The sequence below is a fragment of the Streptococcus oralis ATCC 35037 genome (genome assembly GCF_900637025.1).
Classification (GTDB): Bacteria; Bacillota; Bacilli; order Lactobacillales; family Streptococcaceae; genus Streptococcus; species Streptococcus oralis.
In genome coordinates this window covers 1,796,776-1,817,647 of the sequence record NZ_LR134336.1, presented here as the reverse complement: position 1 = coordinate 1,817,647, position 20,872 = coordinate 1,796,776, and the positions used below count along the sequence as shown (strand labels likewise).

23 protein-coding genes are annotated in these 20,872 nt (G+C 43.7%); 18 read left to right on the top strand and 5 right to left on the bottom strand.

Annotated features, from left to right (window positions below):
• Window positions 1-3: 3 nt before the first annotated feature.
• From argH to mnmG, 4 genes are all read left to right on the top strand, one after another.
• Window positions 4-1,395, top strand: a complete 1,392-nt coding sequence (gene argH, locus EL140_RS09055) for an argininosuccinate lyase (RefSeq protein ID WP_001125696.1) — start codon at window positions 4-6, stop codon at window positions 1,393-1,395.
• Window positions 1,396-1,823: 428 nt separating this feature from the next.
• Window positions 1,824-2,945, top strand: coding sequence for a tRNA 2-thiouridine(34) synthase MnmA (gene mnmA, locus EL140_RS09050; RefSeq protein WP_001282932.1), 1,122 nt, complete (start codon window positions 1,824-1,826; stop codon window positions 2,943-2,945).
• A 140-nt stretch (window positions 2,946-3,085) separates the two neighbouring features.
• Window positions 3,086-3,541 carry an NUDIX hydrolase gene (locus EL140_RS09045; protein WP_000068548.1) on the top strand — a complete coding sequence of 152 codons (456 nt, stop codon included), beginning with the start codon at window positions 3,086-3,088 and terminating at the stop codon, window positions 3,539-3,541.
• 8 nt (window positions 3,542-3,549) lie between these two features.
• The gene (gene mnmG / locus EL140_RS09040; protein WP_000221896.1) at window positions 3,550-5,463 is read left to right on the top strand and encodes a tRNA uridine-5-carboxymethylaminomethyl(34) synthesis enzyme MnmG; all 1,914 of its coding nucleotides are present in this window, start codon (window positions 3,550-3,552) and stop codon (window positions 5,461-5,463) included.
• 62 nt (window positions 5,464-5,525) lie between these two features.
• On the opposite strand, the gene rnjA is transcribed toward mnmG, so the two are convergent.
• Both rnjA and EL140_RS09030 read right to left on the bottom strand, forming a co-directional pair.
• Window positions 5,526-7,205 (bottom strand): ribonuclease J1, encoded by a 1,680-nt coding sequence (gene rnjA / locus EL140_RS09035; protein ID WP_000331973.1) that lies wholly within the window; start codon window positions 7,203-7,205, stop codon window positions 5,526-5,528.
• A gap of 1 nt (window position 7,206) precedes the next feature.
• On the bottom strand, window positions 7,207-7,440 hold the full coding sequence (locus EL140_RS09030) for a DNA-dependent RNA polymerase subunit epsilon (protein ID WP_000639581.1): 234 nt from the start codon (window positions 7,438-7,440) through the stop codon (window positions 7,207-7,209).
• A 290-nt stretch (window positions 7,441-7,730) separates the two neighbouring features.
• On the opposite strand from EL140_RS09030, the gene EL140_RS09675 reads away from it, so the two are divergent.
• Window positions 7,731-7,946 (top strand): hypothetical protein, encoded by a 216-nt coding sequence (locus EL140_RS09675; protein ID WP_000492025.1) that lies wholly within the window; start codon window positions 7,731-7,733, stop codon window positions 7,944-7,946.
• A 274-nt stretch (window positions 7,947-8,220) separates the two neighbouring features.
• Here the strand turns inward: EL140_RS09675 and EL140_RS09015 are convergent, their stop codons facing one another.
• The gene (locus tag EL140_RS09015; protein ID WP_000589673.1) at window positions 8,221-8,364 is read right to left on the bottom strand and encodes a hypothetical protein; all 144 of its coding nucleotides are present in this window, start codon (window positions 8,362-8,364) and stop codon (window positions 8,221-8,223) included.
• Window position 8,365: 1 nt separating this feature from the next.
• Window positions 8,366-8,548: a fratricide two-peptide bacteriocin subunit CibA gene (cibA, locus tag EL140_RS09010; protein ID WP_000180842.1), complete on the bottom strand. Its 183-nt coding sequence runs from the start codon at window positions 8,546-8,548 to the stop codon at window positions 8,366-8,368.
• Between the two features lie 190 nt (window positions 8,549-8,738).
• Here cibA and tsaB point away from each other — a divergent pair, with 190 nt between their 5' ends.
• The 11 genes from tsaB (at window position 8,739) to EL140_RS08955 (ending at window position 17,870) form a co-directional block, all read left to right on the top strand.
• Window positions 8,739-9,422 carry a tRNA (adenosine(37)-N6)-threonylcarbamoyltransferase complex dimerization subunit type 1 TsaB gene (gene tsaB / locus EL140_RS09005; RefSeq protein WP_000865685.1) on the top strand — a complete coding sequence of 228 codons (684 nt, stop codon included), beginning with the start codon at window positions 8,739-8,741 and terminating at the stop codon, window positions 9,420-9,422.
• The gene (gene rimI, locus EL140_RS09000) at window positions 9,419-9,856 is read left to right on the top strand and encodes a ribosomal protein S18-alanine N-acetyltransferase (protein WP_000569810.1); all 438 of its coding nucleotides are present in this window, start codon (window positions 9,419-9,421) and stop codon (window positions 9,854-9,856) included. Before tsaB ends, rimI begins: the two co-directional genes overlap by 4 nt.
• A complete protein-coding gene (gene tsaD, locus EL140_RS08995) occupies window positions 9,846-10,856 on the top strand; it encodes a tRNA (adenosine(37)-N6)-threonylcarbamoyltransferase complex transferase subunit TsaD (RefSeq protein ID WP_000655077.1) in 1,011 nt (336 codons plus the stop codon). Before rimI ends, tsaD begins: the two co-directional genes overlap by 11 nt.
• 66 nt (window positions 10,857-10,922) lie before the next feature.
• Complete coding sequence (locus EL140_RS08990; protein ID WP_002874908.1) at window positions 10,923-11,531, top strand: hypothetical protein; 609 nt, start codon at window positions 10,923-10,925, stop codon at window positions 11,529-11,531.
• A 137-nt stretch (window positions 11,532-11,668) separates the two neighbouring features.
• On the top strand, window positions 11,669-12,364 hold the full coding sequence (locus tag EL140_RS08985; protein WP_000659740.1) for an AzlC family ABC transporter permease: 696 nt from the start codon (window positions 11,669-11,671) through the stop codon (window positions 12,362-12,364).
• Window positions 12,354-12,677, top strand: a complete 324-nt coding sequence (locus tag EL140_RS08980; RefSeq protein WP_000253936.1) for an AzlD domain-containing protein — start codon at window positions 12,354-12,356, stop codon at window positions 12,675-12,677. Before EL140_RS08985 ends, EL140_RS08980 begins: the two co-directional genes overlap by 11 nt.
• Before the next feature lie 102 nt (window positions 12,678-12,779).
• Window positions 12,780-13,622: an amino acid ABC transporter substrate-binding protein gene (locus tag EL140_RS08975; protein WP_000724968.1), complete on the top strand. Its 843-nt coding sequence runs from the start codon at window positions 12,780-12,782 to the stop codon at window positions 13,620-13,622.
• Window positions 13,623-13,775: 153 nt separating this feature from the next.
• A complete protein-coding gene (locus tag EL140_RS08970) occupies window positions 13,776-14,630 on the top strand; it encodes a MetQ/NlpA family ABC transporter substrate-binding protein (protein WP_000694534.1) in 855 nt (284 codons plus the stop codon).
• Between the two features lie 118 nt (window positions 14,631-14,748).
• Complete coding sequence (locus EL140_RS08965) at window positions 14,749-16,122, top strand: M20 family metallopeptidase (protein ID WP_000231781.1); 1,374 nt, start codon at window positions 14,749-14,751, stop codon at window positions 16,120-16,122.
• Entirely contained in the window at window positions 16,115-17,176 is a 1,062-nt protein-coding gene (locus tag EL140_RS08960; protein WP_000085696.1) for a methionine ABC transporter ATP-binding protein, read from the top strand. Before EL140_RS08965 ends, EL140_RS08960 begins: the two co-directional genes overlap by 8 nt.
• 1 nt (window position 17,177) lies before the next feature.
• The gene (locus EL140_RS08955) at window positions 17,178-17,870 is read left to right on the top strand and encodes a methionine ABC transporter permease (protein ID WP_000137507.1); all 693 of its coding nucleotides are present in this window, start codon (window positions 17,178-17,180) and stop codon (window positions 17,868-17,870) included.
• Window positions 17,871-17,898: 28 nt separating this feature from the next.
• Here the strand turns inward: EL140_RS08955 and EL140_RS08950 are convergent, their stop codons facing one another.
• Window positions 17,899-18,468, bottom strand: coding sequence for an MptD family putative ECF transporter S component (locus EL140_RS08950; protein WP_000739513.1), 570 nt, complete (start codon window positions 18,466-18,468; stop codon window positions 17,899-17,901).
• A 133-nt stretch (window positions 18,469-18,601) separates the two neighbouring features.
• Here EL140_RS08950 and EL140_RS08945 point away from each other — a divergent pair, with 133 nt between their 5' ends.
• Window positions 18,602-19,216: a YesL family protein gene (locus EL140_RS08945; protein WP_000514460.1), complete on the top strand. Its 615-nt coding sequence runs from the start codon at window positions 18,602-18,604 to the stop codon at window positions 19,214-19,216.
• The gene (locus EL140_RS08940; RefSeq protein WP_002874905.1) at window positions 19,194-20,864 is read left to right on the top strand and encodes a sensor histidine kinase; all 1,671 of its coding nucleotides are present in this window, start codon (window positions 19,194-19,196) and stop codon (window positions 20,862-20,864) included. Before EL140_RS08945 ends, EL140_RS08940 begins: the two co-directional genes overlap by 23 nt.
• Window positions 20,865-20,872: the final 8 nt, after the last annotated feature.

Below are 20,872 nucleotides of genomic sequence, written 5' to 3'. Positions count from 1 at the left end.
GATATGCCGAAAAATACAAAATTATGGGGTGGTCGATTTGAAGGCACTGTGGAAGAGTGGGTAGAACAGTTCGGTGCGAGTATTTCTTTTGACCACCAGCTGGCAAAATTTGATTTGATGGGTTCCCTAGCTCATGTTCAAATGCTAGGACAGACTGGCATTTTAAGCTTGGAAGAGTCAGAGCAGATCCAAGATGGTCTGAAAGCTTTGTTGCGAGATTTAGAGGCAGGAGAGCTTCATTTTGATATTGCAAATGAAGATATTCATATGAATATGGAAGTGTTGCTGACAGAGAAAATTGGTCCTCTGGCTGGGAAACTACACACGGCTCGTTCTCGGAATGACCAAGTCGCAACGGATATGCACTTATATCTAAAGGAGCAGCTTGGCCATGTCTTGGATAAGTTGGCGAATCTGAACAGTGTTTTGCTGGATTTGGCTGAAAAACATGTGGAAACCATCATGCCAGGTTATACTCATTTGCAACATGCCCAACCTATTAGTTTTGCCCATCATCTCATGGCTTATTATAATATGTTCCAAAGGGATAGCGAGCGCTTTGCATTTAACTTGAAACATACGGACCTATCTCCACTGGGTGCGGCTGCCTTAGCGGGGACAACTTTTCCAATCGATCGTCAATTATCGAGTGATTTATTGGGTTTCCAACAACCCTATACCAATTCCTTGGACGCAGTGAGTGACCGTGATTTTATCTTAGAATTTCTGTCAAATGCCAGCATTTTGATGATGCATATGAGTCGTTTTTGTGAGGAAATCATCAATTGGTGCAGTTTTGAGTATCAGTACATTAGCTTGTCTGATAGCTTTTCAACGGGTTCATCTATCATGCCCCAGAAGAAAAATCCTGATATGGCGGAATTGATTCGAGGGAAGACAGGCCGAGTTTACGGGAACTTGCTTGGGCTATTGACCGTCATGAAGTCTTTGCCTCTGGCTTACAATAAGGATTTGCAAGAGGACAAGGAAGGCATGTTTGATACAGTAGAAACGATTTTAAATTCTCTGGATGTGTTGGCAGGTATGCTATCGAGCATGCAGGTTAATAAGGCCAAAATGCAGCAATCCACAGAGAATGATTTTTCGAATGCGACCGAACTGGCAGATTATTTGGCTGAAAAAGGACTCCCTTTTAGAGAAGCGCATGAAATTGTAGGGAAATTGGTTCTAGACTCTATCAAGCATGGTAAAAACATCCAAGATTGGGATTTGGAGGAGTTGCAAGCCTACCATCCCTTGATTGAAGAGGATATTTATATCTACTTGCGTCCAGAAACCGCTGTTCGGAGACGGAATTCCTTAGGAGGAACCGGCTTTGAGCAAGTGAAATACCAGATAGAACAAGCGAAGAAAGAACTTAAAGGGGAAAATTGATTCGTTTGCAAAGGAAGAAAGAGAGGTTGAGATGATTTATCAGCCTCTTTCTTGTCTTCTCCAACCAAGCGTGTTATAATGAATACTGCTCAAGCGACCTTCAATCGTTAAAGCACACACGACCTTCAATCGTGAACTAGTCATTTCGTTTATCTTTTATTACGTCGTTAACTCGCAATGAGATGCAAGCTGAGCTTGTCTGATTTATAACCTCAATCAGTCTCCCGGACTGATTGAGCGAACTCAAGTTATGCCTGCGACTCGTTGCCTATCATATTTTCATTTTAAGATGATAGGCTAAAATGGTCTCCCAGACCATTTTACTCCTAAAAGCAAACGAAAAGACGATACTCAAAGAAATTCTATTGAAAGTTATAATGAATAGAATTTTGAAGGGTATGAATAAACGAATAGATGGGAGACTTACCATGAGTGATAACTCTAAAACACGTGTTGTCGTGGGGATGAGTGGTGGTGTTGATTCGTCGGTGACGGCTCTCTTGCTCAAGGAGCAGGGCTACGATGTGATCGGTATCTTCATGAAGAACTGGGATGACACAGATGAAAACGGCGTCTGTACGGCGACCGAAGATTACAAGGATGTGGCTGCGGTGGCAGACCAGATCGGCATTCCTTACTACTCTGTCAATTTTGAAAAAGAGTACTGGGACCGCGTTTTTGAGTATTTCCTAGCGGAATACCGTGCAGGGCGCACGCCAAATCCAGACGTTATGTGTAACAAGGAAATCAAGTTTAAGGCCTTTCTGGACTATGCTATGACCTTAGGCGCAGACTATATAGCGACTGGGCACTATGCCCGAGTAGCGCGTGATGAGGATGGCATCGTTCACATGCTTCGTGGCGTGGACAATGGCAAGGACCAGACCTATTTCCTCAGTCAACTTTCGCAAGAACAACTTCAAAAAACTATGTTCCCACTGGGGCATTTGGAAAAGCCTGAAGTACGAAAACTAGCAGAAGAAGCAGGTCTTGCGACTGCCAAGAAGAAAGATTCGACAGGGATTTGCTTTATCGGAGAAAAGAACTTTAAAAACTTTCTCAGTAACTACCTGCCAGCCCAGCCTGGTCGCATGATGACTGTGGACGGTCGCGATATGGGTGAGCATGCAGGACTTATGTATTATACGATTGGTCAGCGTGGAGGACTTGGTATCGGTGGTCAACACGGCGGTGACAATGCCCCTTGGTTCGTTGTCGGAAAAGATTTGAGCCAAAATATCCTCTATGTCGGCCAAGGTTTCTATCATGATTCGCTCATGTCAACAAGCCTAGAGGCCAGTCAAGTTCACTTTACTCGTGACATGCCAGAGGAATTTACTCTAGAATGCACAGCAAAATTCCGCTACCGTCAGCCTGATTCTAAGGTGACAGTACATGTCAAAGGAGACAAGGCAGAGGTCATCTTTGCGGAACCACAACGTGCGATTACACCAGGACAGGCAGTTGTCTTTTACGATGGCGAAGAGTGTCTAGGTGGTGGCTTGATTGACAATGCTTATCGAGATGGACAAGTTTGTCAGTACATTTAGATTGACAAATTTTCTCAATTTGCTACAATAATAAAAGCAATAGAAATGATGGTCAAAGCTCATGGATGTTGCAGGCTTTTTTGCCCTGCACTCCTTACGAGTTTTGACTGTTTTTGTGTCGTTTAAGGGAAAGGATAAAAATGGCTCAACAAGACTTTCGGACAAAAGTGGAAAATACTGTTTTTGGTGTTCGGGCGACAGCCTTGATTCTCCAAAATGGCAAGCTCCTAGTTACCAAAGATAAGGGCAAGTATTACACTATTGGCGGTGCGATTCAAGTCAATGAAAGCACGGAAGACGCGGTAGTCCGTGAAGTGAAGGAAGAACTGGGTGTCAAAGCTCAAGCTGAGCAGCTAGCTTTCGTGGTTGAAAATCGTTTTGAACAAGACGGTGTTTCCTATCACAACATCGAGTTTCATTATCTGGTGGACTTGCTTGAAGATGCTCCATTGACCATGCAGGAAGATGAAAAAACGCAGCCTTGTGAGTGGATTGATTTGGATAAACTCCAGAATATCCAGCTAGTTCCAGCCTTTTTAAAAACAGCCCTACCAGATTGGGATGGCCAACTAAGACACATTCATCTTGAGAAATAGGAGAGAAAATGACTTATAATTTTACGGAAGAATACGATATTATTGTAATCGGTGCGGGGCACGCTGGGGTGGAGGCATCTCTAGCTGCTAGCCGTATGGGCTGCAAGGTATTGCTTGCGACCATCAACATTGAAATGCTGGCTTTCATGCCTTGTAACCCTTCTATCGGTGGCTCTGCCAAGGGGATTGTCGTGCGTGAAGTGGATGCCCTTGGTGGTGAAATGGCTAAAACCATTGACAAGACCTACATCCAGATGAAGATGCTCAACACTGGGAAAGGTCCAGCTGTTCGTGCCCTTCGTGCGCAAGCTGACAAGGAGCTTTACTCTAAAGAAATGCGCAAAACCGTCGAAAATCAAGACAACCTCACCCTTCGTCAGACTATGATTGATGAGATTTTGGTGGAAGATGGCAAGGTTGTCGGTGTGCGTACAGCGACCCATCAAGAGTATGCTGCCAAGGCTGTTATCGTGACGACAGGAACAGCCCTCCGTGGGGAAATCATCATCGGAGACCTCAAGTATTCATCAGGACCAAACCACAGCCTAGCTTCGATTAACCTTGCTGACAACCTTAAGGAATTGGGCCTCGAAATTGGTCGTTTCAAGACGGGGACACCTCCACGTGTCAAGGCTTCGTCTATCAATTACGATGTGACAGAAATCCAACCAGGAGACGAAGCGCCTAATCACTTCTCCTATACTTCACGTGATGAGGATTATGTCAAGGACCAAGTGCCATGCTGGTTGACCTACACTAACGGTACCAGTCATGAGATTATCCAAAACAACCTCCACCGTGCGCCTATGTTCACAGGTGTGGTCAAGGGAGTTGGGCCTCGTTACTGTCCATCGATTGAGGACAAGATTGTACGCTTTGCGGACAAGGAACGCCACCAACTCTTCCTAGAGCCAGAAGGGCGCAATACAGAGGAAGTTTATGTCCAAGGACTTTCAACCAGTCTGCCTGAGGATGTCCAACGTGACTTGGTTCATTCCATCAAAGGTTTGGAAAATGCTGAGATGATGCGAACTGGTTATGCCATTGAGTATGACATGGTCTTGCCTCATCAATTGCGTGCAACGCTTGAAACCAAAAAAATCTCAGGCCTCTTCACTGCTGGTCAGACAAATGGAACGTCAGGTTATGAAGAGGCGGCAGGTCAAGGGATTATCGCTGGTATCAATGCGGCTCTGAAAATCCAAGGCAAGCCTGAGTTGATTTTGAAGCGCAGCGACGGTTATATTGGGGTGATGATTGATGACTTGGTGACCAAGGGAACCATTGAACCCTACCGTCTTTTGACCAGTCGTGCAGAATATCGTCTCATTCTCCGCCATGACAATGCCGATATGCGTTTGACAGAGATGGGACGCGAGATTGGACTTGTGGATGATGAACGTTGGGCCCGCTTTGAAATCAAGAAAAATCAATTTGACAATGAGATGAAGCGCCTAGACAGTATCAAACTCAAGCCAGTCAAGGAAACCAATGCCAAGGTTGAGGAGATGGGCTTCAAACCGTTGACAGATGCGGTGACAGCCAAGGAATTCCTTCGCCGTCCAGAAGTTTCTTACCAGGATGTGGTGGCTTTCATCGGACCTGCAGCAGAGGACTTGGATGACAAGATTATCGAATTGATTGAAACAGAAATCAAATACGAGGGTTATATTTCCAAAGCTATGGATCAGGTTGCCAAGATGAAACGGATGGAAGAAAAACGCATTCCAGCCAATATTGATTGGGATGACATTGATTCTATCGCAACCGAAGCCCGTCAGAAGTTCAAACTCATCAATCCAGAAACTATCGGCCAAGCCAGCCGTATTTCGGGAGTAAACCCAGCAGATATTTCTATTTTGATGGTCTATCTTGAGGGGAAAAATCGTAGTATTTCTAAAAATCAAGAAAAGAAAGCATAGAGAAAAACAGCTCCGAAGATGGGGCTGTTTTTTGACTTGTATTCAATGAAAAACAAAGAGTATTATTCTTCGTCTGGCGTGAGGATCATCGGGATGATAATCGGTTCACGTTCTGTATTTTCATAGAGGAAAGGACGAATAGCGTTGACGATGGCACCATTGACAGATTGCACGCTAGCATCTTTGTTCTTCAGTGCGATACGAATAGCATTGAAGAGGATGCGCTGGCTTTGGCGAATCAAGTCTCCAGACTCTCTCATGTAGACAAAGCCTCGGCTGAGGATGTCTGGGCCAGACAGAATCATCTGCGATTTAAAGTCAACAGTTGCGACTGCTAGAACGACACCGTCTTCAGATAAATCACGACGATCTTTGAGGACAGCAGCGCCGATTTCACCGATACGATTTCCATCGACATAGATGTCTTGGGCATTGAAGTGACCTGCGATACGGGCTGAGTTAGCAGTAAGAGCAAGCACATCACCATTGCTCATGATAAAGATATTGTCCTTCTCGACACCCGTATCCACCGCTAGTCCAGCGTGGACTTTCTGCATACGATATTCACCGTGGACAGGCATGAAGTATTTCGGCTTAATCAAGCGGAGCATGAGTTTTTGCTCTTGCTGACCACCGTGTCCAGATGTATGGATATTGTTCACTTTACCGTGGATAACTTCGACACCAGCTTCAGAAATAGTGTTAATCAATTTGTTGACGCTAGTGGTATTTCCAGGGATTGGGCTAGAAGAGAAGATAACAGTATCGCCGGGTTGGAGTTGCACCTGACGGTGGGTTCCATTGGCGATACGAGAGAGGGCTGCCATCGGCTCACCCTGACTACCTGTACAGAGTATTAGAACCTCGCCTGCAGGATAGTCTTTGATTTCATTTGGCTCGATAAAGGTTCCCTTAGGAGCTTTGATGTAGCCAAGCTCGATTCCGTTGACAATGGCCTTTTCCATCGAACGTCCAAAGACCGCGATCTTGCGTCCAGTCTTAACAGCGGCATCCGTTGCTTGCTGGAGACGGAAGATATTTGAGGCAAAGGAAGCAAAGATGATACGTCCTTCAATGCCTTGGATAATCTTCATAATGGACTGACCAACGACTTTTTCAGAGTTGGTAAAGGTTGGCACTTCTGCATTTGTCGAGTCAGAGAGGAGGCAGAGTACGCCTTCTTCACCAAGGGCTGCCATCCGGTGCAAGTCCGCAGGTTCCCCAACGGGAGTAAAGTCAAACTTAAAGTCACCCGTACAGACGATTTTCCCTTGAGGAGTATGAATGACAATCCCCAAAGGTTCTGGAATAGAGTGAGTGGTTCTAAAGAAAGTTGCCTTAAGATTTTTAAAGGTCAACTCAGTGTTGTGGTTGATTTCGTAAAGTTTGGCGTTGCGCAAGAGACCGTGTTCTTCGAGTTTTCCACGGATCAAAGCCAAGGCAAGTGGTCCAGCGTAGATAGGGACATTTGCTTGCTTGAGCAGGAAAGGAATCCCACCGATGTGGTCCTCGTGTCCGTGTGTAATCAAAACGGCCTTGACGCGGTCGATATTGTCCACGATGTAAGAATAATCAGGAATGACGTAATCGATACCCAGCAAGTCATCTTCTGGGAATTTAATCCCAGCATCGACGATAATAATCTCATCTTGGTATTCAATTCCGTATGTGTTTTTCCCGATTTCTCCCAGACCACCGATGGCAAAAACGCCGACTTCTTCAGGTTTAAGAGTGTAGGCCATATTAGAACTCCGTAATCTCGAAAGCGCCAGTTTCTTTTTCGTAATCTAGCAATTTGTCAGACAAGAGTTCGATGAATTCGATATTGTACTCTGGGCGGTTTTCTTCGACAAGTTGGCGAGCAGCGATACGGCCCTCAAGTTCTGAGTTGGCATCGATGTCTAGGTAAAGTGAGCGTGTTGTTTCACGACGTGGGCTACGTTCTTTTGTTTCTTGATAAAAAACTTTGTAAATCATATAGTTCCTTTCTATTTACAGGTCAGCTTATTCCAAACTTTTAGCATAGATTTGCTTGATTTCATTCCATTTTGTGTCTAGATTGACCTTGATTCGTTACAATTATTTCAATTATACCACAAAATGAAAAATTAGTAAAAGACGGAAAATGAGAAAGTCGGTAGGGGAAGAAGGAGCAAAAAGATAGATAGAATTTGGTTGGAGAGCGCTTAGGTGTTATAATGGAAAGAGGAAGGGAAGTTTATGGATGGGAATATTTCCTATAGTTTTTAAAATAAGGAGGATTAAGGATGTTTAGTTTGTTTGAATTTGCAGTAGGGGTTCGCCTCTTGATGTTTATAGTTTTTGTAGCCTGTGTATATGGTGGAAATCTTATTTTTACGTATCTGGAACACCGCAAAACAAAATTCCTTTGGAAGCTTGCTTTTGTGACACTCTATTCAATTTTTCTCCTCCTTGTCACCTATGTTGTCTGGCTCGTTTTTCATTTTGGTTTAAATGTTTGATCTCAATTATTCATCTAGATATACAGAAAATCCACCTCGTCTTGATAGATGGGATGGACTTTTTCTATTTTTAGATGATATCTTTATTGTTACGATGATGATTTCTCGCATCGAAAATCGAGTTGAAACATAAAAAGAAAACAATGCAAACCGATAAATCAACTGGTAAGGAGATCCTAGTTATGTTTAAATCATTTAGAAGATAGAGCAGGCTATAGCCGAAGAAGAGAAAAAAGTTTACCCTTCTAAAAATGTAATTTTTATCTAGCATGACTTATCCAAACTTCTTACGAAGATCTTTCCCGATAGTGTAAGCAGCCATAAATAAAGCTATACCAACACCTACGCCAAAACCACCCTTAATTCCTTGCAATTCTTTATTAGAAATTGCACAATACTTATCTAAACCTTTAATCATACTAACCTCCTAAAAAATAACCAGCTGCCAAACCAGAACCTACAAGTGCTGTTCCACCTGCAATAGCTTTCCAAGATACTGCTACTCCAAAGATAACTAAGGGAGCGAGACCACCATCAATATCTGATAATTCGTTTTCAGATAACGATAAAAATTGATTGTCAAGAACGTCAAAATTTGTCATTGAACTTTCCTCCTTTTTCCTTGTTCACTCATATATTCGGAAAAGATAGGAAAAATGTAAAATTTTTTTGAATTTTTTGTGCAGAATTGCTTGTCTAAGTGACAGGCCCTTTTGTTTCAAAACAAAGAAAATTCCCATGCGCTGGCTTTTGTAGTATAATAGTAAACAGACAAAAAAATAGGAATGTGTTATGAAAGTATTAGCTTTTGATACGTCCAGCAAGGCTCTTTCTCTAGCCATTTTAGAGGACAAGCAGGTTCTTGCCGAGACGACGATTAATATCAAGAAAAATCACAGTATTACCCTTATGCCAGCCATTGATTTTTTGATGGCCAGTCTAGATTTGACATCAAAGGATTTGGATCGAATCGTGGTCGCTGAAGGGCCAGGTAGCTACACGGGCTTGCGAATTGCGGTAGCAACTGCCAAGACCTTGGCTCATACCCTGAACATTGAGTTAGTTGGGATGTCTAGCCTATTGGCTCTGGTGCCACGCCAACAAGAAGGCTTGGTGGTTCCTATCATGGATGCACGTCGCAACAATGTTTATGCAGGATTTTATCAAAACGCCAAACCAGTCTTTCCAGAAGCGCACCTGTCTTTTGCGGAAGTGCTAGAGCAGGTCAAGGATGCTGAACAGGTAACCTTTGTCGGAGAAGTTGGAGCCTTTGTGGAACAGATCCAAGAACAACTACCTCAAGCTAGCTATCAAGAAACCTTGCCAAATGCAGCTAATCTAGCTCTTTGGGCCTGGGACGAGGAAGCAGACTCCTTGCACGACTTTGTGCCAAATTACCTCAAACGTGTTGAAGCTGAGGAAAACTGGCTCAAGAACCATACCGAGTCTGGCGGGTCTTACATTAAACGCCTATGATAGAAATCAAACGAATCCAAAAACAGCCTGAACTAGCTAAAACCATCTACGCTGTCATGGCAGATGTTTACCCAGTCAGTCCTTGGACGCTGGAACAAATCCAAGCAGACCTGTCCCAAGACCAAACTTGGTACGCTCTAGCTTATGATGGAACAGAAGTGATTGGATTTCTAGCTGTGCAGGAGAATCTCTTTGAGGCAGAAGTCCTGCAAATCGCTGTCAAGAAAGCCTATCAAGGACAGGAAATAGCATCAGCCTTGTTTGCAACATTGCCGACAGACAAGGAGATTTTCCTCGAAGTCAGAAAGTCAAATCACCGAGCGCAAGCATTTTACAAGAAAGAAAAGATGGCGGTCATCGCTGAGCGAAAGGCCTACTACCATGACCCAGTCGAGGACGCCATCATCATGAAGAGAGAAATAGATGAAGGATAGATATATTTTAGCATTTGAGACATCCTGTGACGAGACCAGTGTCGCTGTCTTAAAAAACGACGACCAGCTCTTGTCCAATGTCATTGCTAGTCAAATTGAGAGCCACAAACGTTTTGGGGGCGTAGTGCCAGAAGTAGCTAGTCGTCACCATGTCGAGGTCATTACAGCCTGTATCGAGGAGGCTCTAGCAGAAGCAGGAATTACCGAAGAGGATGTAACAGCCGTTGCCGTTACTTATGGACCTGGATTGGTTGGGGCTTTGCTAGTTGGTTTGTCAGCTGCCAAGGCCTTTGCTTGGGCTCATGGACTTCCGCTGATCCCCGTTAACCACATGGCTGGTCACCTCATGGCGGCTCAGAGCGTTGAGCCTTTGGAGTTTCCCTTGCTAGCCCTCTTGGTTAGTGGTGGGCACACAGAGTTGGTCTATGTTTCTGAGGCTGGGGATTATAAGATTGTTGGGGAAACGCGGGATGATGCAGTTGGTGAGGCCTATGATAAGGTCGGCCGTGTCATGGGCTTGACCTATCCTGCAGGTCGCGAAATTGATGAGCTAGCTCATCAGGGGCAGGATATTTATGACTTTCCTCGTGCTATGATTAAGGAAGACAATTTGGAGTTCTCATTCTCAGGTCTCAAGTCTGCCTTTATCAATCTTCACCACAATGCCGAGCAAAAGGGAGAAAGCTTGTCCAAGGAAGACCTGTCAGCATCTTTCCAAGCAGCAGTCATGGATATTCTTATGGCCAAAACCAAGAAGGCTTTGGAAAAATATCCTGTTAAAACCCTAGTCGTGGCCGGTGGCGTGGCAGCTAATAAAGGGCTCAGAGAACGTCTAGCAACCGAAATCACAGATGTCAAGGTTATCATCCCACCCCTGCGCCTTTGTGGAGACAATGCAGGGATGATTGCTTATGCTAGCGTCAGCGAGTGGAATAAAGAAAACTTTGCGGGCTTGGACCTCAACGCCAAACCAAGTCTCGCCTTTGATACTATGGAATAGAGAGTTAGCCTAAGGTTGACTCTTTTATCTTGGACAGATCCTAACCTTTTTTTGTATAGTAGATATATGAAAATTACAAAAATAATTAGTAATTTGCTTGCTATTGGAGCTTTACTCATGCTTTTATCAGCTTGCCAGAATATCAAAAAGACACAACTGGTTTTGTTTGAATCCCTTTCGTTCGGTATGTCTCCTAAATCCTTTGAAGAAGTATTGGGAAATGCTAGCGAGGTGGAGGAAGAAGAGGAAACGGCCTATCGCGACACTTGGCGTGCAGAAGACCCATATTTCTATAAAACAGGTCGCCTTTTCTATCACTATGAGCAGATTACTTTGAAAGGCTATACTGGTCGAGCAACCTTTACATTTTCAAAATCGCATCACTTGGAAGAAGCGACAGTTCATATTCCTGTAACTTCAAAGGTGGAGCAGAAAGTAGTGCTTAACAATCTATCCCAGACTGTAAAAAAAGAACTGGAAGAACTCCCAGATTACCAGTCCATGACAACTGATACAGTAGGCCTCTATGATGACGGTTATCGCTACAAGGTCAAGTTGAAGGGACAACAGTGGGAACTCTGGGTGGATGTCTATCCAACAGAAAATAAATATGTTACAGACACAGAAATCGATAAGTATACTATCCGAGTGGATCAATTTCTCATGTATCCATGATGCTTCCTCTTCAGCACTTTTTGCTGGCAATGGGTTTCGAATCCAAAACTTTTTTCTCTTCTTTGAATATGTTATAATAGTCCGTGCTGTGGCTGTGATGATGAACAGCCTCAATTGGAGAGAATATGAGGAGAAGGATGAAAGAAAAAGGATTTTGGGAAGGTGCACAGGCGGCCATGCCGACTGCCCTTGGCTATGTCAGCATTGGCCTGGCTTGTGGGATTATTGGCGCGCCCTATGTGACACCTGTTGAGATGGGCTTGATGAGCCTCTTTGTTTATGCTGGGAGCGCCCAGTTTGCCATGTTGGCACTGATTGCGGTACAAGCGCCTGTAGCAGCTATTGCTATGACGGTCTTTTTGATCAACTTGCGACTCTTTTTGCTGAGCTTGCATGCATCGACCTATTTCCGTCATACTAGTCTCTGGCAAAATATCGGCATGTCTAGTCTCCTGACAGATGAGACCTACGGGGTTTTGATGGGAGAATTAGCCCATACAGACAAGGTCCATCCTATGTGGATGCATGGGAACAATCTCAATAGTTATGTAGCCTGGTTTATTGGGACAGTTGCGGGGACAGCTTTAGGTGGGCTTCTTCCAAATCCTGAGGTCTTTGGCTTAGACTTTGCCCTTGTTGGGATGTTTATCGGGATTTTTACCTCGCAATTTCAGATTATGCAAAGACGGGTTCCTGTACGAAATCTGCTGCGGATCCTAGCCGTGGTTGCGGTGTCCTTCTTTTTGCTCTTGACAGTGGTGTCTCAGTCGCTAGCTGTTTTGTTTGCGACCTTGCTAGGTTGTACCATGGGGGTGGTCTTAGATGGTCAGTAAATATCTTTTGTTAGCCGTTATCTTTTCAGGTCTAGTGACTTGGATTCCCCGTATGATTCCCTTCATCTTGGTTAAGTACAAGGGGCTGCCAGCTATCGTTGAGCGTTTTTTGAAGTTCTTGCCTGTTTCCATTATCTTTGCCTTGATCCTTTCAAGCGTAGTGACTGGCAAGGTTGGCAGCCTTCCTCAGATCAAATGGCTGGACTTTTTAGCAGTCTTTCCAACGGCTTGGGTAGCCTTTCGCTACCGCAATCTAGTGGGTACGGTTCTTTTTGGAGTAGTCTTGATTGCAGTCTTGCGTCTGGTCTTTTAGTCAGCCATAAAAAAAACCTATCACCGAGATAGGTATCATATAATGGCGAAAAAAAATATTTTCTGTTAAGATAGTAAAGTATTCTATTTTGGAGGAAATGACATGAAAAAAATCGTCAAATATTCATCTCTTGCTGCTCTAGGACTTGTTGCCGCAGGTGTACTAGCAGCTTGCTCAGGCGGAGATAAGAAAGATACTGCAACTAGCGAAGCAGCATCTGGTAAGAAAGAAATTATCGTTGCAACCAATGCTTCACCAAAACCATTCAACTACGAAGAAAATGGCGAGTTGACTGGTTATGAGATTGAAGTAGTCCGTGCTATCTTTAAAGACTCTGACAAATACGATGTTAAGTTTGAAAAGACAGAGTGGTCAGGTGTCTTTGCAGGCCTTGATAGCGATCGCTACCAAATGGCTGTGAACAATATTAGTTATACCAAAGAACGTGCTGAAAAGTACCTTTATGCAGCGCCAACTGCTAAAAACCCTAACGTTCTTGTAGTGAAAAAAGACGACTCTAGCATCAAGTCGCTTGATGATATCGGAGGCAAGTCTACTGAGGTTGTTCAAGGGACAACATCAGCTAAACAGCTAGAAGATTATAACAAACAACACGCAGACAATCCAACGGTTCTTAACTACACTAAGGCTGATTTCCAACAAATCATGTCTCGTTTGAGCGATGGTCAGTTTGACTACAAGATCTTTGATAAGATCGGTGTTGAAACAGTTATCAAGAACCAAGGTTTGGACAACTTGAAAGTCATTGAACTTCCGAGCGACCAACAACCTTATGTTTACCCACTTCTTGCTAAAGGTCAAGATGAGTTGAAATCATTTGTAGACAAACGTATCCAAGAACTCTACAAAGACGGAACTCTTGAAAAATTGTCTAAACAGTTCTTCGGAGACACTTATCTCCCAGCAGAAGCTGATATTAAATAGTCGTATGAAATCATCCAGTCTGAGAAAGGCGGATGATTTCTCAATTTTTAGGTATATAGTTTCAAACTATATGTCTGCCTATCTAATAACAATTTGCTAAATCAAATAAAGTATGAGATACTGTTACGGTATTATTTTTAAGGAGAAAGAATCATGAAAATTAAAAAATGGCTCGGTGTAGCAGCGCTTGCTACAGTCGCAGGTTTGACTCTTGCAGCTTGCGGAAATTCAGAAAAGAAAGCAGATAACGAAACAGTTGTCAAAATTGCAACAGTTAACCGTAGCGGTTCTGAAGAAGCACGTTGGGATAAAATCCAAGAATTGGTTAAAAAAGATGGAATTAAATTGGAATTCACAGAGTTCACAGACTACTCACAACCAAACAAGGCAACTGCTGATGGCGAAGTAGACTTGAACGCTTTCCAACACTACAACTTCTTGAACAACTGGAACAAAGAAAACGGGAAAGACCTTGTAGCGATTGCAGATACGTACATCTCACCAATCCGCCTTTACTCAGGTAAAAATGGGGAAGAAAACAAGTACACCAAAGTGGAAGAAATCCCAGATAAGGGTGAAATCGCCGTACCAAACGATGCAACAAACGAAAGCCGTGCGCTTTACTTGCTTCAATCAGCTGGTTTGATCAAATTGGATGTTTCTGGAACTGCTCTTGCAACAGTTGCTAACATCACAGAAAATCCAAAGAACTTGAAGATTACTGAATTGGACGCTAGCCAAACAGCTCGTTCATTGTCATCAGTTGATGCTGCCGTTGTAAACAATACCTTCGTTACAGAAGCAAAATTGGACTACAAGAAAGCACTCTTCAAAGAACAAGCTGATGAAAACTCAAAACAATGGTACAACATCATTGTTGCGAAAAAAGATTGGGAATCATCACCTAAAGCTGATGCCATCAAGAAAATTATCGCGGCTTATCACACTGATGAAGTGAGAAAAGTCATTGAAGAAACATCAGACGGTTTGGACCAACCAGTTTGGTAATAAGACATAGGGAGGTGGGAGAGAGTTTCCACCTCTTGCTTTTGTATAGAGAGTTGATTTTAAAGAGGCACTTGTGTTCGTTCTGAGTACACAAGTACGCAGTAGAAAGAGAGAGAAAATGGTTTTTCCTAGCGAACAAGAGCAGATTGAAAAATTTGAAAAGGATCATGTTGCCCAACATTATTTTGAAGTCTTGCGCACCTTAATTTCCAAGAAATCAGTCTTTGCCCAGCAGGTTGGGCTCAAGGAGGTCGCAAACTATCTGGGTGAGATTTTCAAGCGTGTAGGGGCTGAAGTGGAGATTGATGAGAGCTACACGGCTCCCTTTGTCATGGCGCATTTCAAGAGTTCGCGTCCAGATGCCAAGACCTTGATTTTCTATAACCACTATGACACTGTGCCAGCGGATGGGGATCAGGTCTGGACAGAGGATCCTTTTACCCTTTCTGTACGAAATGGCTTTATGTACGGGCGTGGGGTTGACGATGACAAGGGCCATATCACAGCTCGTTTGAGTGCTTTGAGAAAATATATGCAGCACCACGATGATCTCCCTGTCAATATCAGCTTTATCATGGAAGGGGCAGAGGAATCTGCTTCCATGGATCTAGATAAGTATTTAGAGAAACACGCAGACAAACTTCGTGGGGCGGACTTGCTAGTCTGGGAACAAGGGACCAAGAACGCCTTGGAACAGCTGGAAATCTCTGGCGGAAACAAGGGGATTGTGACCTTTGATGCTAAGGTGAAAAGTGCGGATGTGGATATCCACTCGAGTTATGGTGGTGTCGTGGAGTCAGCACCGTGGTATCTTATCCAGGCCTTAAGTAGTCTGCGAGCTGCTGATGGACGTACCTTAGTAGAAGGCTTGTACGAGGATGTTCAAGAGCCAAATGAACGAGAACTAGCCTTGGTGGATACTTACGCCCAGCGTAATCCAGAGGAAATTAGTCGCATTTATGGCTTGGAATTGCCTCTCTTACAAGAGGATCGTGCAGCCTTCCTAAAACGGTTCTTTTTCGAGCCAGCCCTTAATATCGAAGGAATTCAGTCAGGTTACCAAGGACAAGGAGTTAAAACGATTTTGCCAGCAGAAGCCAGTGCTAAGCTAGAGGTTCGTTTGGTTCCTGGCCTAGAACCGCATGATGTTCTGGAAAAAATTCGTAAACAGCTAGACAAAAATGGCTTTGATAAGGTAGAATTATACTATACCTTGGGAGAGATGAGCTATCGAAGCGATATGAGCGCGCCGGCCATCCTCAACGTAATCGAGTTGGCCAAGAAATTCTATCCACAGGGCGTTTCAGTCTTGCCGACAACAGCGGGGACAGGACCGATGCATACGGTCTTTGATGCCCTAGAGGTGCCAATGGTGGCTTTTGGTCTAGGAAATGCCAATAGCCGAGACCACGGTGGAGATGAAAATGTGCGAATCGCCGATTACTACACCCATATTGAATTAGTAGAGGAGCTGATTAGAAGCTATGAGTAGAGATATTATTAAGTTAGATCAGATCGATGTGACTTTTCACCAAAAGAAAAGAACCATCACAGCGGTCAAGGATGTGACCATTCACATCCAAGAAGGGGATATCTACGGAATCGTTGGATATTCTGGAGCAGGGAAATCAACCCTTGTACGGGTGATTAACCTCTTGCAAAAGCCATCTGCTGGGAAAATTACCATTGATAACGACGTCATTTTTAACGGCAGAGTGACTCTGACAGCAGAGCAGTTGCGTCGTAAGCGTCAAGACATTGGGATGATTTTCCAGCATTTTAACCTGATGAGTCAAAAGACAGCAGAGGAAAATGTGACCTTTGCCCTCAAACACTCTGGACTTAGCAAGGAAGAAAAGAAAGCAAAAGTAGCTAAGTTGTTAGACTTGGTTGGCTTGGCGGATCGTGCTGAAAACTACCCTTCACAACTATCAGGAGGACAAAAACAGCGTGTAGCTATTGCGCGTGCCTTGGCAAATGATCCGAAAATTTTGATTTCAGATGAGTCAACGTCTGCCCTTGACCCTAAGACAACTAAGCAGATTTTGGCATTGTTGCAAGATTTGAACAAAAAATTAGGCTTGACTGTTGTTTTGATTACACATGAAATGCAGATTGTAAAAGACATTGCCAACCGTGTGGCGGTCATGCAGGATGGTCGTTTGATTGAAGAGGGTAGTGTTCTTGAAATCTTCTCAGATCCTAAACAACCTTTGACACAGGACTTTATCTCAACAGCCACAGGTATTGACGAAGCCATGGTCAAGATTGAGAAGCAAGAAATCGTAGAGCATTTATCTGAGAACAGTATCTTAGTGCAGCTCAAGTATGCAGGGGCTTCGACAGACGAGCCACTTTTGAATGAATTGTACAAACATTACCAAGTAACGGCCAATATCCTCTATGGAAATATCGAAATTCTCGATGGCACTCCTGTTGGAGAATTGGTTGTGGTCTTGTCAGGTGAAAAAGCAGCGCTAGCAGGTGCTCAAGAAGCCATTCGTCAAGCAGGCGTACAGTTAAAAGTATTGAAGGGAGGACAGTAAAATGACAGAGTTGATTCAAACTTATCTACCAAATGTCTACAAGATGGGCTGGGCTGGTCAGGCAGGCTGGGGAACAGCTATCTACCTAACTCTTTATATGACAGTTCTTTCCTTCATCATCGGAGGGTTCTTGGGGTTGGTAGCAGGTCTTTTCCTCGTCTTGACAGCGCCAGGCGGTGTCTTGGAAAATAAGGTTATCTTCTGGATTTTAGACAAGATTACCTCTATTTTCCGTGCGGTTCCCTTCATCATCCTCTTGGCAATCATGTCGCCACTTTCTCACTTGATCGTCAAGACTAGTATCGGGCCAAACGCAGCCCTTGTACCCCTTTCTTTTGCAGTCTTTGCCTTCTTTGCCCGTCAGGTGCAGGTTGTCTTGGCTGAGCTGGATGGTGGTGTCATTGAGGCGGCACAGGCTAGTGGTGCGACTTTCTGGGACATCGTGGGTGTTTACCTATCAGAAGGTCTTCCAGATTTGATTCGTGTGACGACTGTGACCTTGATTTCCCTTGTTGGGGAAACAGCTATGGCGGGAGCAGTTGGTGCTGGTGGTATCGGTAACGTAGCCATCGCTTATGGATTTAACCGCTACAATCACGATGTGACCATCTTGGCGACTATCATTATCATCTTGATTATCTTTACAATCCAGTTTTTGGGAGATTTCTTGACCAAGAAATTAAGTCATAAATAAAAAGAGCCGAAGGGCTCTTTTTTAGTGATTAGATTTTGTGTGTAAACTTTTTACTAATGGCTTGTCCAAGCAAAGCACCAATCAAGGCACAAAGGAGAATGCTTGCGACAAAGAGAAAAATTTTGTCCAACTCTGGAGGGACCATGATACGGTCGATGTATTCTTGGGATTTCCCACGCGCAAGTAAAGTGGCCACGTAAGCTTTGGGACGGATCCACATGAGGAAGATAGGGCCACTTGTGCTAAAAGCAAAGACGAGGAAGGAGAGGGTGTTTTTGATTCGATCTCTGTAGTTTCCGAGACGAGCGATGGCATCTGCTGCAAGACCACAGGCGACACCTGGGAGAAAGGCACCAGCGCCATGCTTGCTAGCTAGGAAGAAAAGTGCCATAAAAAGTCCTAGAGTGGTGATAGCACCAAAACGAGGCACTTTCGTCAAAAGAAGCATGTAGACACTGCCACCGACAAGTGCAGAAAAGGCAGGCGCGTAGAACATATTGCCTGTTTGGTCGACCAGGTGTCCTAGGAAGACTCCAATCCCTACACAGAGAAAGTAGAGGACGGCGGCCAAGAGGGTGGTTAAGATATTTTTCTTCATGAGAATCTCCTTGATGCGAATTAACAAAACCAATTGTATCACGCTTTTTGAGGATTGTAAATGGGAGTTCTATATTTTTGAAAACGTTTGAAATATGATATAATAGTTACATCGTTAGTTTAAGGAGAGCGGCATGGGAAAATTTCTAGAATTCGTCTTTAATCGTATCTTTTTGGGAATGATTGCGACGGCTTATTTCTGGCTATTAACACTAGCAGGAGGAGTGGTCTTTGGTTTGGCCCCAGCTAGTGCAACTCTTATGAGTTTGTATGCGGAACATGGTTATACCTATCGAGCCTACCATTTGAAGGAAGCTTGGGAATTGTATAAGAGTAATTTTGTCAAGAGCAATCTGGCTTTCTATAGTTTTGTGTTTGTGGATCTTGTCCTAGTTTATGGTTTGTATCTTCTAGTTCAATTGCCACACCAGACGATTTTCCACCTCTTGGCGACCTTTCTCAATGTCCTTGTAGTTGCTCTTGTCTTTCTAGCCTATACTGTTTCCTTGAAACTTCAGGTGTACTTTGATTTATCCTACCAAAATACCTTGAAACTGTCCCTTATCGGGATTTTTATGAGCCTACCTGCGATTGCCAAAGTTTTACTCGGCTCCGCTCTCCTTGTAGGAGTTGGTTATTATATGCCTGCCTTGCTCTTTTTTGTAGGAATTGGAATGTGGCATTTCTTTATCAGTGATATGTTGGAACCTATTTATGAAAGTATCCATGAAAAATTGGCAACAAAATAGAATGAAGCAGTTCTGGCTTCACTCTCTTTTACGGATTTATAGCTTGGTTATGATCGTGGTCATTGCCAGTTTTGCGATTATGCTATCGTATGCTGACTGGGACTCGCGTGAGAAAGAAGCCCAAAGGGTTGCAGAACGTGTGACCACTCGGACAGTGAGCGAAGTGGAATATTATCACAGAGAGTCAACCCAACTTGCTCAGTCTTTGGTTGAAAATCAGGCCCGCATTGAAGGGATTTACAAGTATTTCAGTCTCAGCACACCAGACTATTTCTACTGGCAATTAGAGCGTAAAACTTCGCCTTATATCTCGGTTTCCCTGTATGAAAATATTGATGACCTCTATGTTCGGAATGATTTTGTGACTGGAGTGGCTATTGTTCTTCAGGACTATAAGGAAGTCTATGTTTCGACTAGAGAAAAACGAAGTGGAGAGAAAATTCCTGCGGAGGGTTTTAAGCCGACAGCCAATAGTTTTGCCATTCCCGTTTCCGATCCTGTGTCTGACAAGGATTTAGGAGTGATCTATATCTCCCTATCGCCAGATGTTTTACATGGGGCTATTGACAATACTCGGGGTCATATCCCAATGGCTGTAACAGTAACTTCGCCTTTTGAGACCGAGATGTTCCATATTGGTGAGAAGGTATCAGCCGAGCGAGAAAACTGGTTTGTAGGTGTTACCTCTCACGGTTATCAGGTTCGAGTTGCTGTTCCTAAAAATTTTGTTCTCACAGGAACTTTGACGAGTTCAGCTGTCATTATTGGGCTAAGTATTCTCTTTATCATCATTTTGTACGTGACCCTTAGACAGACTTTTTCAAATTACCAAAAGCAGGTCGTAGACCTAGTAGATTCGATCGAGGTGATTGCTCAAGGGGAAGAAGGCCTTCGAATCGATACTTCTGAAAAAGACCAAGAGTTGCTTCTCATTGCAGAAACAACCAATGATATGTTGGATCGCCTGGAAAAAAATATCCATGATATCTATCAGCTAGAGCTCAGTCAAAAAGATGCCAATATGCGAGCCCTGCAAGCTCAGATCAATCCTCACTTTATGTACAATACTCTGGAATTTATACGGATGTATGCCGTCATGCAAAGTCAGGATGAACTGGCAGATATTATCTATGAATTTAGCAGCCTGTTACGCAACAATATCTCCGACGAGCGGGAAACGACGTTGAAGCAGGAGTTGGAATTTTGCCGAAAATATAGCTATCTCTGTATGGTACGTTATCCTAAATCCATTGCTTATGGTTTCAAGATTGCACCAGAATTGGAAGAAATGAGGATTCCAAAATTTACACTCCAACCATTAGTAGAAAACTACTTTGCCCATGGTGTTGACCATCGCAGAACGGATAATGTCATCAGTATCAAAGCCTTGAAGGGCCAAGGATTCGTTGAAATCCTAGTGGAAGACAATGGTCGGGGCATGACCGCTGAGAAACTAGCTAGCTTGCAAGAAAAATTAGCTCAACGAAGTTTTGAACACGAGGCAAGCTATAGTGGGGAGCGGCAGTCAATTGGAATAGTCAATGTACACGAACGCTTTGTTCTCTACTTTGGGGATCGCTACCAAATCAGTGTAGAGTCAGCTGAACAAGAGGGTGTTCGTTACCATATCACTATCCAGGATGAATAGAAAGGGTA

Bases quoted from the DNA above. Each gene is read 5' to 3' on its own strand.
- EL140_RS08955 (WP_000137507.1), top strand. From the start codon at position 17,178: ATGACAGAGTTGATTCAAACTTATCTACCAAATGTCTACAAGATGGGC.
- EL140_RS08990 (WP_002874908.1), top strand. From the start codon at position 10,923: ATGAAAATTACAAAAATAATTAGTAATTTGCTTGCTATTGGAGCTTTA.
- EL140_RS08945 (WP_000514460.1), top strand. From the start codon at position 18,602: ATGGGAAAATTTCTAGAATTCGTCTTTAATCGTATCTTTTTGGGAATG.
- mnmA (WP_001282932.1), top strand. From the start codon at position 1,824: ATGAGTGATAACTCTAAAACACGTGTTGTCGTGGGGATGAGTGGTGGT.
- argH (WP_001125696.1), top strand. From the start codon at position 4: ATGCCGAAAAATACAAAATTATGGGGTGGTCGATTTGAAGGCACTGTG.
- EL140_RS08960 (WP_000085696.1), top strand. From the start codon at position 16,115: ATGAGTAGAGATATTATTAAGTTAGATCAGATCGATGTGACTTTTCAC.
- tsaB (WP_000865685.1), top strand. From the start codon at position 8,739: ATGAAAGTATTAGCTTTTGATACGTCCAGCAAGGCTCTTTCTCTAGCC.
- EL140_RS08985 (WP_000659740.1), top strand. From the start codon at position 11,669: ATGAAAGAAAAAGGATTTTGGGAAGGTGCACAGGCGGCCATGCCGACT.
- EL140_RS09675 (WP_000492025.1), top strand. From the start codon at position 7,731: ATGTTTAGTTTGTTTGAATTTGCAGTAGGGGTTCGCCTCTTGATGTTT.
- EL140_RS09045 (WP_000068548.1), top strand. From the start codon at position 3,086: ATGGCTCAACAAGACTTTCGGACAAAAGTGGAAAATACTGTTTTTGGT.
- EL140_RS09030 (WP_000639581.1), bottom strand. From the start codon at position 7,440: ATGATTTACAAAGTTTTTTATCAAGAAACAAAAGAACGTAGCCCACGT.
- EL140_RS08950 (WP_000739513.1), bottom strand. From the start codon at position 18,468: ATGAAGAAAAATATCTTAACCACCCTCTTGGCCGCCGTCCTCTACTTT.
- cibA (WP_000180842.1), bottom strand. From the start codon at position 8,548: ATGACAAATTTTGACGTTCTTGACAATCAATTTTTATCGTTATCTGAA.
- rimI (WP_000569810.1), top strand. From the start codon at position 9,419: ATGATAGAAATCAAACGAATCCAAAAACAGCCTGAACTAGCTAAAACC.
- EL140_RS08940 (WP_002874905.1), top strand. From the start codon at position 19,194: ATGAAAAATTGGCAACAAAATAGAATGAAGCAGTTCTGGCTTCACTCT.
- rnjA (WP_000331973.1), bottom strand. From the start codon at position 7,205: ATGGCCTACACTCTTAAACCTGAAGAAGTCGGCGTTTTTGCCATCGGT.
- EL140_RS08970 (WP_000694534.1), top strand. From the start codon at position 13,776: ATGAAAATTAAAAAATGGCTCGGTGTAGCAGCGCTTGCTACAGTCGCA.
- mnmG (WP_000221896.1), top strand. From the start codon at position 3,550: ATGACTTATAATTTTACGGAAGAATACGATATTATTGTAATCGGTGCG.
- EL140_RS08980 (WP_000253936.1), top strand. From the start codon at position 12,354: ATGGTCAGTAAATATCTTTTGTTAGCCGTTATCTTTTCAGGTCTAGTG.
- EL140_RS08965 (WP_000231781.1), top strand. From the start codon at position 14,749: ATGGTTTTTCCTAGCGAACAAGAGCAGATTGAAAAATTTGAAAAGGAT.
- EL140_RS08975 (WP_000724968.1), top strand. From the start codon at position 12,780: ATGAAAAAAATCGTCAAATATTCATCTCTTGCTGCTCTAGGACTTGTT.
- tsaD (WP_000655077.1), top strand. From the start codon at position 9,846: ATGAAGGATAGATATATTTTAGCATTTGAGACATCCTGTGACGAGACC.
- EL140_RS09015 (WP_000589673.1), bottom strand. From the start codon at position 8,364: ATGATTAAAGGTTTAGATAAGTATTGTGCAATTTCTAATAAAGAATTG.